The organism is Streptomyces brasiliensis, assembly GCF_014647875.1.
Classification (GTDB): domain Bacteria; phylum Actinomycetota; class Actinomycetes; order Streptomycetales; family Streptomycetaceae; genus Streptomyces; species Streptomyces brasiliensis.
On sequence record NZ_BMQA01000003.1, the window covers coordinates 134,229 to 146,259 of the forward strand.

General features: G+C 69.7%; 10 protein-coding genes. 9 read left to right on the plus strand and 1 reads right to left on the minus strand.

The genetic code is table 11. From position 1 onward, the window contains the following. Positions 1–11 precede the first annotated feature (11 nt). The gene (locus IEZ19_RS06535) at positions 12–512 is read right to left on the minus strand and encodes an NUDIX domain-containing protein (RefSeq protein WP_189310042.1); all 501 of its coding nucleotides are present in this window, start codon (positions 510–512) and stop codon (positions 12–14) included. Between the two features lie 172 nt (positions 513–684). On the opposite strand from IEZ19_RS06535, the gene IEZ19_RS06540 reads away from it, so the two are divergent. The 9 genes from IEZ19_RS06540 to IEZ19_RS06580 all read left to right on the plus strand — a co-directional run bounded on the left by IEZ19_RS06540 (position 685) and on the right by IEZ19_RS06580 (position 11,994). Further along, positions 685–1,893 (plus strand): hypothetical protein, encoded by a 1,209-nt coding sequence (locus IEZ19_RS06540; RefSeq protein WP_189310043.1) that lies wholly within the window; start codon positions 685–687, stop codon positions 1,891–1,893. 468 nt (positions 1,894–2,361) lie between these two features. Continuing rightward, on the plus strand, positions 2,362–2,829 hold the full coding sequence (locus tag IEZ19_RS06545; protein ID WP_189310044.1) for an NUDIX domain-containing protein: 468 nt from the start codon (positions 2,362–2,364) through the stop codon (positions 2,827–2,829). Beyond that, positions 2,826–4,817, plus strand: a complete 1,992-nt coding sequence (locus tag IEZ19_RS06550) for an ABC transporter ATP-binding protein (RefSeq protein WP_229840009.1) — start codon at positions 2,826–2,828, stop codon at positions 4,815–4,817. Before IEZ19_RS06545 ends, IEZ19_RS06550 begins: the two co-directional genes overlap by 4 nt. Beyond that, positions 4,814–6,136, plus strand: a complete 1,323-nt coding sequence (gene fxlM / locus IEZ19_RS06555; protein WP_189310045.1) for a methyltransferase, FxLD system — start codon at positions 4,814–4,816, stop codon at positions 6,134–6,136. Before IEZ19_RS06550 ends, fxlM begins: the two co-directional genes overlap by 4 nt. A gap of 78 nt (positions 6,137–6,214) precedes the next feature. Beyond that, a complete protein-coding gene (locus IEZ19_RS06560) occupies positions 6,215–7,354 on the plus strand; it encodes an NUDIX hydrolase (RefSeq protein WP_189310046.1) in 1,140 nt (379 codons plus the stop codon). A gap of 57 nt (positions 7,355–7,411) precedes the next feature. Beyond that, positions 7,412–8,902, plus strand: coding sequence for an NUDIX domain-containing protein (locus IEZ19_RS06565; RefSeq protein WP_189310047.1), 1,491 nt, complete (start codon positions 7,412–7,414; stop codon positions 8,900–8,902). Positions 8,903–9,226: 324 nt separating this feature from the next. Then, a complete protein-coding gene (locus IEZ19_RS06570; protein ID WP_055493683.1) occupies positions 9,227–10,054 on the plus strand; it encodes an NUDIX domain-containing protein in 828 nt (275 codons plus the stop codon). A gap of 29 nt (positions 10,055–10,083) precedes the next feature. After that, a complete protein-coding gene (locus IEZ19_RS06575) occupies positions 10,084–11,283 on the plus strand; it encodes a bifunctional class I SAM-dependent methyltransferase/NUDIX hydrolase (protein ID WP_189310048.1) in 1,200 nt (399 codons plus the stop codon). A gap of 75 nt (positions 11,284–11,358) precedes the next feature. Continuing rightward, positions 11,359–11,994, plus strand: coding sequence for a M15 family metallopeptidase (locus IEZ19_RS06580; RefSeq protein ID WP_189310315.1), 636 nt, complete (start codon positions 11,359–11,361; stop codon positions 11,992–11,994). Positions 11,995–12,031 lie beyond the last annotated feature (37 nt).

The following is a 12,031-nucleotide window of genomic DNA, read 5'->3' on the forward strand; positions in this document are numbered from 1 at the left end:
AAGGGCCTACCTCAGTGGGAGCCGACCGCCCGGCCGGCTGCCAGACGGCGAGCGTGCGCACGGATCCGCTCGCGGTCCTCGGGGAAGACGCTGTCCCAGCCTGTATCCAGACGGAACCATGCCGCCGGCTGGTTCTGCTCCCCGGCGAACGGCACGTCGCGTCCCACGATCGCGGCGTAGGACAGGCCCAGCGTCGGAGACCAGTCGGCCCGGTAGGAACGCACCGCCACGGCCGCGGGCTCGGGCAGCAACTCGGTGCGCAGGCCGGTCTCCTCCAGCAGCTCTCGCGCCGCCGCCGCACGCGGCGCCTCGCCCGGCTCCACCTTGCCACCGGGCGGCACCCATCCGCGCACGCGGTGCTTGACCAGCAGGACGTGCTCGAAAGCAGGGTCGGTGACCCACACCTCGGCCGCCAGCGGCTCCATGGGATGTCGGCGGGCTTCCTCCAGCCAAGCCCGTGCACCGTCGAACTCCCATGCGGCGAGGCGGGCATCCGCAACAGCCTCGTCCAAGATCACCTGACCAACTTCACCATGACTCACCCGCCCCACCCTAGGCCGACGAACCGGGCGGACGTCGCAGCGACGAGCAGGCAGCCATACGGGGATGTCCGGCCGACCCGGTGGCCCCTTCGGGCTGCAGGGCGATCACCCGTGGCACCCGCTTCACACGAAGGAGACCAGCGTGCACGACGAGCAGCCCTCGTACCGGGGAGCCTGGGTCGTCCTCGGCGGCGTCCACCTCCTCAACCGCACCGCGCCACGGCGACCAGACGAGCCGATCGTGCTCATACGGGTGCCACCGCAGGAGGTTTGCCGGCCGGCCACCACCGTGATCGTCCGCTGGAACGCGCTGGGGCCCTGCCCGGCCGAAGCGCTGCAGCCCGGCGGCACCCGGCTCGGGGCGGCCAGGGTCGACGGCGGCGAACTGTTCCCCGACGCCATCGCTGGCCCCGCCCTGCGCGGCCTGGTCGGTACCGAGGCCGCCCCCGGCCTGGTGCCGCTGTGCTACCTGGCCGAACACCCCGGCGGCGGCTACCACGCGTACGCTCAGATCCGCTTTCACCCCGAGGACGCCTGCTTCGTCCGCACCACCCGGGAACCAGTCGGCCACGGCCCGGTCGAGGAACTGCGCTGGTTCGACCCCGTGCTGACGGCGCATGCAGAGTCGAGTACGGCGCTCAACAACCATCTGCGGTACTTCCGCAAGCACTTCTCCGGCACTGAGCTGGAGTTCAAGTACACCCTCGACCCGGCACCGGACATCTGGTCCGCGTCCATGGAACTGCTCAAGGCGCTGCGCGACGGCAAGCTGGCAGGCTGCCGTCCGGAGTACCGGGAAGAGTTCCAGATCCACCACACCGAGAACCATCTGTTCGACGTCACCGGCCCCGAGCCCGAGATCGGCTACGCCTCCTTCATCCCCACCGTCACCGCCGGGCACGTACTCAAGCGAAAGTGGTTCGCCGAGGACGCCTTCGCCCGCCGCGAGGAACTCACTCCTGGCCTCGACATCACCCCCGACCGCTTCGAGACGTTCCTGCGCGAAGACCTGAGCCTCCAGGTCCGGGCCATGCCGCCCTTCCAACGCGTCCGCTACGACATCCAGTGCGAGTCGCTGCGCACCGGACACGTCTACGGCATCTTCCTCGACCGCTGCGCCCTCCTGGCGGCCCCCGACGTGGTGCTCTCCCAGTGCGAGCTGGAGTACCTCCGCTCACGCAGCATCCTCGACCACGACCAGGACGAGATCCTCATCGAGATGAAGCGGATCGACAGCTGGCTCTGCGAGTACCTCGCCAGTCACGGTTGGGCCGCCGAGCACACCTTCTACTCCAAGCGCAGCTTCCTGCGCGACGCCGTCGCCCTCCGCCCGGACCTCGCCACCCCATGACCGACCAAGCGCCCCCGGCAATCCCCCGCAGGAGGTACCGCAACCCACATGAGTGATCGAACACTGCATCACAGCCTGCCCCACCCGACCGCACAAGGAGAGAGCCCGGTATTCGAAATCACGTTCTAGATTTCGCCCCCCTCCACCCGTTACGGCTACAGCAGGACCGCCGTTACCCGATCACCTGTCCGCATCTCGCCCCGAGGAGTCCCCATGCATCCCGTACGCCGCCCTGGACTCGTTCATCCTGCGTTCGAAAATGCCGCTACCTCCTCGGGCGCCACCCTTCGCCTCACCTCCGGTCGCGCAGCTCTGCTCGACGACGGGTCACGACCGGATACGAGGTACCTGGCATGACGCAGCCCACACCTCTCCCGTCCTCCGTCCTCACCTATAGCTTCGGCACGGCGGTGCCCTCGTGACCAATGGTCGGCACACCGTAGAACGCCTGGTGCAGGAGGGCCGCCCGTGAGCGACTCGCCTCACCAGCTGATCGCCGACGTGGCACAGGTCCTGCTCCGTACGAACGGCGCCGCCCTGTGCGTACGCTGCGCGCTGGACGCCGCTCTCGCACCGGGACAGCTCACTGTCGTGGGCGGCCACCTGGAAGTCGGTGAACCACTCGACCATGCTGCGCGACGCGAGGCCATGGAGGAGGTGGGGGTCCTTATCACTGCTGAGCAGCAGGAGTTCTGCGGGCTAATCCACCACCACGACTCCGACGGTGGCCTGGACCGGATCACCGCCGTGTTCGTGGCACAGTCCTGGACGGGTGAGCCGTACAACGCCGAGCCACACAAGCACGAAGGGCTCTTCTGGGTGCCGATGGAACGACCGTCGCCGGACTGTCACCCCTACACCGCCACCATCTTCCACATGCTCACCCACGGCCCGTCCTACCGGGCCATCAACTGGCCTGCGGGAGGCGCCCGGTGAAGAGATTCTTCGGCCCGGTCACGATGGCCGATCCTCAGGTCTCCGACGCCGAACACGAGCTGTTCGGCGGCCCCCTGCGCTACGACATGGGCTGGTCCCAGCACGAGCACGCGACCTTGGACCTGACCATGATGTCCGCGCTGCGCTCCATGCCCACACTCGTCGGCGCAACCCTGCGCATGGCGTGGCAGGCCGACCGGCGTGCTCTGCTCTCGGTCGGGGTCAGCGAGATCGGCCAAGGCATCGCCGCAGCCGCCGGCCTGCTCGCCGTCAACGCCGTCATGCACGCTCTGCTCGCCGGCAACGGCAGCGCTGCCGAGCGGCTGCACGCCCTGTTACCCGGCCTGTTGGCCGCCGCCGCTATCGGCGTCATCAACTCCGCCCTGTCCGCCTGGTCCACCTCCCGCGCAGGGCGGCTGGAGCCGAAGGTCGAGCGGATCGCGACCACGCAGTACCTGGCCGCCGCAGCCAGCGTCGAACTGGAAGCCATCGACGATCCCGACTTCCGGCGGCTCGTGGACATCGCCCAGCATGGCCCGGGTTCGGCCCGCCGCATGATCAGCGCCTGCGTAGCCGCGCTGAACGGCCTCATCTCGCTGATCACCACCGCCGGCGTCCTCGCCGTACTCCACCCCGTACTGCTGCCCATGCTGATCCTCATCGCCGCCCCTCGCGGCTGGGGCGCCATGCGCGTGGCCCAGGAACGATACGTGTCGGTGATGAGCTGGATCGAGCACGTGCGGGCCAGCCGCCTGATCGGCAACCTACTCACCGAACGCACCGCCGCCCAGGAAGTGCGCCTCCACGCCGTCGGCGACTTCCTCCTGAGCCGCTACGAGCAGATGGCCGAGAGCGCCGAGGCCGAACAGGAACGCCTCGCCTCCAACAAGGCCCTGACCGAGTGGGTCGCCTCCGCGCTGTCCGGTCTGGCGATGGCGGCGACCTACGGGGCCATGTTCTGGCTGATCATGGCCGGGCACATGAGCCTCGCCGTCGCCGGGACCGCCGTCATCGCGGTACGCACCGGCTCGGCGAGCCTGGGAGCGCTCGTCATGAACATCAACCAACTCCACGAGGAGAGCCTCTACGTCCGCGACCACGGCCGCTTCCTCGCCCAGGCCGCCCAGCGGACGCTGCCCGCCGGCGGTGCGCCCGTACCGGAACGCGTCAGGGAAATCGTTCTGGACCAGGTCACCTACCGCTACCCTGACCGGGACACCGCCGCCCTGGACAGCGTGTCACTGACCCTGCCTATGGGATCGGTCACCGCCGTGGTGGGTGAGAACGGCTCCGGCAAGAGCACCCTGATGAAGATCCTCTCGGGCATGCTGCTTCCCGAGGCCGGCACCCTGCGCTGGGGCGACGCGGACCTCACCGGTCTCGACCGCGCCCAGGTCTTCGAGCGCGTCTCCCTGCTCACCCAAGACTTCCAGCGCTGGCCCGTGACCGCCGCGATGAACATCCGCCTCGGCCGCCCCGACCACCCCGCTACAGACCAGGACCTCAAGCCCTCGGTCGACTACGCCGTTGCCGGCCCCGTCATCGCCAAACTCCCCGACGGGCTGCGCAGTCTGCTGGCCCGCATGTTCCGCGGCGCCATCGAACTGTCCGGCGGCGAATGGCAGAAAGTCGGCCTGGCCCGCACGCACTGGCGCAGTTCAACATCACAGGCAGACGGCGTCCTCATCGTCGACGAACCGACTTCCGCCCTCGACCCCGAAGCCGAAATCGAAGCCTTCGACCGCATCCGCCGCCTCGCCGCACCGAACCGAGCCGTCGTCCTGGTCACCCACCGCATGTCCGGCGTCCGCCACGCCGACCACATCTACGTCCTCAACAACGGACACCTCGCCGAGCACGGCACCCACGACGAACTCATCGCCGCCCGCGGTCGGTACGCCGCCATGTTCGACGCCCAGGCCGCCCAGTACGCCCCGACCGCGACCATCCCGAACCCTGCAACGCCCACCGTCTCGGACCAGGTATGACCCGCACGACCGAAAGGCCCGCCGTGACCACACGCCCCACCACGGACCTCGACGAAGCCACCGCTCTGCGCCACCAACTGGCCGACGAACTCGCCGCCGCCGGACACATCCGCACCCCCGCGGTCGACCGCGCCCTGCGCACCGTGCCCCGGCACGCCTTCGCCCCCGAAACGCCCCTCCATGCTGCGTACGCCAACGAGATCATCGCCACCCGCCACAGCGACGACGGCACCGTCATCAGCTCCATCTCCGCGCCCTGGCTGCAGGCCGACATGCTCGAAGCCGCCCGCATCCAGCCCGGCCACCACGCTTTGGAGATCGGCTCCGGCGGCTACAACGCTGCTCTCATCGCCGAACTCGCCGGCCCGACCGGCCACGTCACCACCCTCGACATCGACCCAGCCGTCACCGACCGGGCCACCCGCTTCCTGACCCAGGCCGGATACGGCCGCATCCGCGTGGTCACCGCGGACGCCGAGCACCTGCCTCCCGAGGTGGTGCCGGACGGCGGATTCGACGCCATCGTGGTCACCGTCGACACCTGGGATCTGCCCTGGATCGACGCCCTGGCCGAGGGCGGCCGTCTCGTCGCACCGGTGCGTCTGCACGGGTACCACTGGGCCATCAGCTTCACCAAGCACGACGGGGCCTTGCACAGCGACGAGCCGCTCATCGTCTGCGGCTTTGTCGCCATGCAGGGCGACGGCGCCTGGCACAGGAATCGCCGCACCGTCCCAGGCACCGGCGTCCACCTGTCCTGGGAAGACGGCAACCCGTTGCCCGTCGACGAACTCGCCCCAGCCCTCACCTGCGAGCCGACCGTGACGTACACCCACGTCACCGTAGGCGGCCAGGAACCCTTCGACGCCCTCACCCTCTACCTCGCCGGGGTCCTGCCGGGCTTTTGCCGCCTCTCGGCCGACTCCGACGGCGACAACGGGGTCCTGAACCCGCCGCCCAAGCACTGGCCCGGCGCCGCGATCGTCCGCGGCAACTCCCTCGCGCGACTGGCCACCGAGCGCATCGGCGACGGAGACGACGGCAAGGGCCTGTACGAGTTCGTTGTCCATGGCCACGGCACCCGAGGACACCTCGCTGCACAGGAGATGGCCGAGCAGGTCCGGCACTGGCAGCACAACCACCGCGGCGCCCTCTGCCCCCGCATCACCGCCCGACCGGCCGCCAGTTGCGCCCCGCCGACCAGAGACCACGAACCGCACGTATTTGCCAAGAAGCACACCCGCATCACCGTGGACTGGCCGATCGTTCCCGGCCGCGCTGCACTGCTCACCGTCCGAGGGAGCTGCAGCGCCGGATGAACGGCCGTACCTCCTGATCACCGCTCCCGGCCCGTGCCGAACCCATGCCCGCCCCACCGATAAGGAAGGCACCGCCAAGTGACCACTCCCGTCTCAGGTTCGGATGATGTCGCACCGCGTGCTGCCCTGTCCGCAGGGCAGCACGCCGTCCCCCGGCACACGGTGTGGGTCGGCGCCGCCGCGCTCGTCACTGACCAAGTCGGCCGCGTCCTGCTCGTTCACCCCACCTACCGCGAGGACGACCGGTGGCTGCTGCCCGGAGGAGTCGTCGAACCCGGCGAACACCCGCACGTCGCCTGCCGGCGCGAGATCACCGAGGAACTCGGCCTGACAAGCCTGCCCCTGTCGGGCGTGCTCGCCGTCCACTCCCTCTCCCCGCACCACCCGGACAGCCAGCACAGCACGCGTTTCCCCGGAGAGATCCGGTTCGTTTTCGATGGCGGAACGCTCACTCCTGACCAGGCGGAGGCCATCCGCCTCCCGCGCGAGGAGCTGTCCGAGTACGCCTTCCTGGAGACCCGGGACGCGGTGCAGCGGCTGCGCCCCGTGGACGGGCAGATCATGCTCGCCGCCTACCGTGCACGGCTCGGGAACACAGCCACCGCTCACCTCGCGGACGGCCGGCACATCCTCGACGTCCCGGTACTGGACCGCCATGACGTGCACGTTCGCTACCGGCCTCTGTGGGAGAGCCCCTTCAACCGCGACCCCGTCCCCGAACGGCTCCCCGTGCAGCAAGCCTGGGCGTGGTGCTTCGTCCCCGACGGCCGGGTCGTCCTCTTGGCCGACCCCGGCCCGCAAGGCGCGCTGCCGATGCTGCCCGGCGGCACGGTTGAGAAGACCGACGCGACTCCCGAGGACACCCTCCACCGGGAAGCCGCCGAGGAAGCGCAACTCGCTCTGACTGACCCGGTGCGACTGGGCTGGGTGCTGGACGAAACCGGTGAGGTCTACGGCGGGGTGGGGCCCAACGCCCGGCTCCGCTTGGCCGCCCGGGTCACCGCCGTCGGACCGGCGGCCGTCGACCCTGCCACCGGCCACCCCTTCGCCCGCCTGCTCGCCTCCCCCGCCCAAGCAGCCGCCCTGCTCGGATGGGGGCCGCCCGGAGCGCGGCAAGCCTTGCTTGCCGCTGAGACGGCCCGGGAGCGGTGGGGTCTGCCTGCCGCTCGGCCCGTTGCCATCGAGGAGATCCCTGCTGAGGGGATGCGGCTGAGCTGACACGAACGACTACCCCGCCTCCATCTGTCCCGCTTCACGCTCCTCTGAGGTAGCCGAATGCCGCTGTCACCCGACCACATCCGCACCACCGTCGAGACCTACCTCGCTCGCCACCCTCACGAGCGCGCGCGGCTCAGCGGCCTCCTGGGCGCCCTCGACCGTCCCACCGATATCGCCAGCCGCTCCACCTTCACCGGACACGTCACCTGCGGCGCGATCGTCATCGATCCGCTCGGCCGCGTCCTGCACGTGCTGCACCTGGCGAGCGGCAAAGTCCTCGCTCCCGGCGGACACACCGAGCCCGAGGACGAGTCCCTGGCAGGGGCGGCTCTTCGGGAGCTGCACGAGGAGACCGGGATCCCGCCCCAGGCCGTGGCACCGTGGCCCGGCTACGAGACTGTCCCGTTCGACATCGACATACACGACATCGACGCCCACCCGGGCAAGGGGGAACCCGGCCACCGGCACTTCGACCTCCGGTTCCTCTTCCGCCTGCAGACCGCGGCAGAGGTGCCGCTGGTACTGCAGGAAGAAGAGGTCGGCGGCATCGAATGGCGTCCCGCGCACAGGGTGGCCTCCCCCTCCCTGCGCCAGAAGCTGCTCAAGCTCCCGCCCGGAACCGGACCGGCGACCGCCAACGCCTCGGCCCTGATCTACAACGACCGTGGCGAGTACCTGCTCCACCTGCGCGACTACTTCCCCGGCCGGATCTGGGAGCCGGGGATGTGGTCACTGCTGGGTGGCGGCCGAGAGCCCCAGGACGCCACCCTGAAGCACACTGTGCGGCGCGAACTGGCCGAGGAAGCCGGCCTCCACATCGCCGACCTGACCCCGTTCGGCATCGAGGAAGCAACCGACGACGCCTGCGGGACCGTACCCATCGCCATCTACGCCGGCCGCTGGAACGGTGACCCCCGCGAACTCCACCTGACGGAAGGGGTGATGCTGGCCTGGTTCGCCCCCGACGACCTCCACCGCCTCCGCATCGCAGACACCACCAGCGCCCTCGTACGGCGCCACGCCGCCAGCCGCCCGGTCGGCGCATCCCGCACCGTGTCGCAGAGCGGGCCCGCATCGCACGAGGGGCGCCGCCCGGCCGCTCCGCACGGCACGGTTCCCAACATCATCGGCGTTCACCTCTACCTGGAACGGCCTGACGGGACGGTGCTGCTCGGGCTGCGCCACCCCGACTCCAACTTCGCGCCTTCCACCTGGCACGTCCTGGCCGGCCACTGCGAGCAGGAGAGCGCCATTACCTGCCTGATCAGAGAGGCATGGGAGGAGGCCGGTCTGCGCATCGAACGACAGGACGTCGAACTCGTCCACGTCGTCCACCACATCGACCGGGCCGGGGGCCGGCCCCGCATGGGCCTGTTCTTCCGCGCTCGGACCTGGGGCGGCGAGCCGGAACTACGCGAGCCGGACAAGTGCACCCAGTGGAAGTTCTGGGATCCGGCCGCCCTCCCCGAGGACCTCGTCCCCTATACCAGGGTCGCCATCGAGGGCATCCGGGCCGGCCGCTCCTACTCCGAAACGGGCTGGGTGTGAACATGGCCGCTTCCATGCACCCGGACCTCCCGCCCGAGGAAGTGCGGCAGCTCGCCGAAACAAGCAGTGGGCTACATCGCCAGCTGGTCGGACACCTCCGCGGCCCGCGAGAGCAGCCGGGTGTGACGGGCCGACGGAGCAGGGGGCGGGACATGGTCCACCCTGAAGATTCCGTCACGGAGCAACCCCCGTTCACCTTCCATGGGCCGCTGAACGCAACGAACCACACCGCATCTATCGGAGGCATGTGTGCCTGACGACACCCAACAGGCGATCCCAGCCGTCCGGAGTCCGGCGGCCAGAGAGGAACGGCAAGAGCACCACATGCGCCTGCTCCCGCGGTACTACCGCCTAGTGGAAGCAGGCCGCAAGACGATCGAAGTGAGGGTGGCCACCCCGCGGAAGCGCGCCGTTGCCGTCGGCGACACGGTCGTCTTCCACGACCGCGACACCGGCCGGGAGCTCGACGTCATCGTGCAGCGGATCACCCCGTACCCCTCCTTCGAGGATCTGCTCAGTTCAGAGGACCCCGCGCGCATCGACCCGAACGGGCCGCCCGGAGAACTGCTCGCCAACCTGCGAAGCATCTACCCGCCAGCCAAGGAGGGCCTCGGCGTCCTCGCCTTCGCATTCGACCACCGCCCTGCACGGCCAGGCCGACCGATGCCGATGACGCCTGCGCAGTACGCGCACACCGTCCCCCACCACACGGTGTATGGCTGCCTGTACATCCGCGACGAACACGACCGGCCAGTTCAACTGCGCTCGGTCTACGGCTCGCGCCTCTGGCAGTTCCCGGGCGGCAACCTGGACGCCCAAGGAGAGGACCCGCTGCAAACCGCTCGCCGCGAAGCAGTGGAAGAGACCGGCCTCGAACTGGGCCTGGATACGCCGAAGCTTCTCCTCACGCACTTCCTGCACGCCGGGCCCCGCCTGCCGCTGAACAAGGTAGGGCTCATCTTCGACGGAGGGCGGCTGACCGCAGAGCAGCTCGGTCGGATCCGGCTCGATCCCGCCGAGCACGACATGTGGGCCGTGCACGACCTCGCCACCTGGCAGGGACTGATGGCGCCGCGCGCCTTCGCCCGCCTCGACGCCATCGAACAGGCCCGTCGTGGCGAAGGCCCCGCCTACCTCACCACGCACACCTGATCCCCAGCGCACCCACCCAGGAGGCAATCGTGGCCGCCGAGGACACCAACACACGGGCCTGGCATATGTATGGGCAGCGACAACTGGCTCGCGCCTACACCCCGCCCGTCCCCGACCAGCTCACCTGGACGCCTTGGGAAGGGGTCGGACCGGGAGCAGAAGTCCTCGGTGACGTCACCGGCCGCCGCGTCCTGGACATCGGTTCGGGAGCTGGCCACCACGCCGTCCATCTCGCCCAGGCGCACGGAGCCCGCGTCACCGGAATCGAGCTGTCCCCGACCCAGCACGAACGCGCCATCTCCGCCCACACGAACGTGGAGGGCGTGGAGTTCGTCCAAGGAGACGTGGCCGAGTACCTGGCTGGCACCGCGCCGTTCGACGCCGCATACGCGATCGGGACGCTCGGGTTCCTCGATCCGCACCGCTCCCTGCCCGCGCTGCGCGACGGACTGCGCCCCGGTGCCCCTCTGATCCTCTCGCTCCTCCACACCGACTTGCACGGCCGCGGCCCGTCCACGGAGGTGGCGCCGCGCGAGCAGATGATCCTGCTGCGCGACGATCCGCCCCTGCCGACGCAGATGTGGGTCCTGTCACCGCAGCTTTGGGAGGACCTGCTCACCGAGTACGGCTTCCGCGTCGAGGCCATCGACCTGCTGCCTCACCCCGACGAGGGCGCCACGGTTATCCAGCAGCTCATCCACGCCCGGCGCCTTCCCGACCGGCCGGCGCGAGTCTCCAGCCGGCCCCGCAGCACCCGAGCGCCAGCAGCCCACGCAGCCGTCGGCGTCGGAGCGATCCTGCTGAGCGAACAGGGCATTCTGCTGGGCCGACACCGACGCGGCACCCTCGAACTGCCCGGTGGGAGTGTGGAGGCCGGGGAATCCTTCGAGGACGCGGTGATCCGAGAACTCGGCGAGGAAACCGGTCTGGTCGCTCGGACCGGCGACGTCCAGCTCCTGGGCACGCTGGTCGACCACGTCGAAGGTGTCCTGCGGGTCACCGTCGGCGCACTCGTCCACGCCTGGCAGGGGCAGCCGACCACGCAGCCGGACGAAAGCGTCGGCGACTGGGCTTGGCACCCGCTCGATCAACTGCCCGACGGCCTGTTCGTGTGCAGCGCCCAGATCCTCACCGCATGGCGGCCCGACCTGGCCATCGACCACTCGCCAGCGCACTTCACGCATTTCGCATCCGGACCAGCGGCCACGCCTGGCGACGGCCTGGCCTGACCGCCGACACCGACGTCCACCTGTCGTGCCGCTCCTCTTTTAGCGTCGAAGGAGACGTAGTTGAAGATCGTGCTGATGTCCGACCCTCGGGTCGCCGCCATCCCTGTCCAGGAATGCGGCGAGGAACTCATCGACACACGGGCGTCCGGCCTGTTTCTCATCGATCAACGCAAACAGGACCCCGACGGCCACTTCGCGCACCTGCGGCACGGGCTCATCGAGCGCCTGGAACACGCCCAGCGACTGCTTCCCACTGAGTTCCGCCTGCTCGTCGTCGAGGGGTACCGGCCTCCGGCGCTCCAGCGGGCGTACTTCGAGGAGTACGCGACCGAGCTGCGTCGCGGAAACCCCGACTGGAGCGACAGCCGCGTCCACGAGGCCGCAAGCCGCTACGTCTCCCCACCGGAGATCGCGCCGCACAGCGCCGGCGCGGCCGTCGACCTGACCCTCGCGGCCTCGGACGGCCAGGAGGTGGACATGGGGACGAGGATGAACGCCTCCCCAGAGGAAAGCGACGGCGCCTGCTACACCCGCGCGAACTCGATCAGCGGCGCTGCCCGGGCCCATCGCGACACGCTCTGCCGCGTCATGTCAGCCGCCGGTTTTGTGAACTATCCAACGGAGTGGTGGCATTTCAGCTATGGAGACCGATACTGGGCCCTCCACACCGGCCAGGCAGCCGCGGTCTACGGACCACGCGACCGCACGTAAGCAGCAGCTATCAGCAGTACCGCGAGGGAGCGCGACA

Excerpts from the sequence above, each read along its gene's own strand:
- fxlM (WP_189310045.1), top strand. The coding sequence starts at position 4,814 with ATGACCCGCACGACCGAAAGGCCCGCCGTGACCACACGCCCCACCACG.
- IEZ19_RS06580 (WP_189310315.1), top strand. The coding sequence starts at position 11,359 with ATGTCCGACCCTCGGGTCGCCGCCATCCCTGTCCAGGAATGCGGCGAG.
- IEZ19_RS06570 (WP_055493683.1), top strand. The coding sequence starts at position 9,227 with ATGCGCCTGCTCCCGCGGTACTACCGCCTAGTGGAAGCAGGCCGCAAG.
- IEZ19_RS06565 (WP_189310047.1), top strand. The coding sequence starts at position 7,412 with ATGCCGCTGTCACCCGACCACATCCGCACCACCGTCGAGACCTACCTC.